Annotated in this window: 1 protein-coding gene; it reads right to left on the reverse strand. The window is 67.0% G+C overall.

What is annotated here, in order from left to right; all coding sequences use genetic code 11:
• On the reverse strand, window positions 1-531 hold a 531-nt coding region (locus V6U88_RS30200), incomplete at its 3' end, for an RNA-guided endonuclease InsQ/TnpB family protein (RefSeq protein ID WP_334458303.1).
• Between the last annotated feature and the right edge of the window lie 12 nt (window positions 532-543).

The following is a 543-nucleotide window of genomic DNA, read 5'->3' on the forward strand; positions in this document are numbered from 1 at the left end:
GCACGTCTGCGACGTGGGCGCGAACCGGTCGATCTTTGCGAAGGTGCGCCCGTACCGGGCGGCTTTGTACTTCAACATGCCCGTGAACGCTGCCCAACCGGCGTCGTGCACGGACTTCGCCAGCGTGGTCCGGCCGAGACCGACGACGCACAGGTCCTCGACGTACACCGCTTGGTTGTCGCGGATGATCTGTGTCGAGAGCTTGTGCTGCCAGTCGCGCCGGGTGTCGGTGACTCGCGCATGAGCGCGGGCGACCTTCACGACGGCCTTCTTGCGGTTGTTCGACCCCTTGGTCTTGCGGGACAGGTCTTGCTGCAGCCGGCGCAGCTTGCGGGCCGCTCGGCGCAGGAACTTCGGGGCGGCCACCTTCGTACCGTCCGACAGCACCGCGAAGTGGGTCAACCCCAGGTCGATGCCCACCTCAGCATCCGAGGGCGGCAACGCCTCCTCGGTGCTCTGCACGACGAACGAGGCGAAGCACCGGCCTGCTGCGTCCTTGATGATCGTCACGCTGGACGGTGCGGAGGGCAACGTCCGCGACCA

This window comes from Micromonospora sp. CPCC 205739, assembly GCF_036906795.1.
In the GTDB taxonomy this organism is placed as follows: Bacteria; Actinomycetota; Actinomycetes; order Mycobacteriales; family Micromonosporaceae; genus Micromonospora.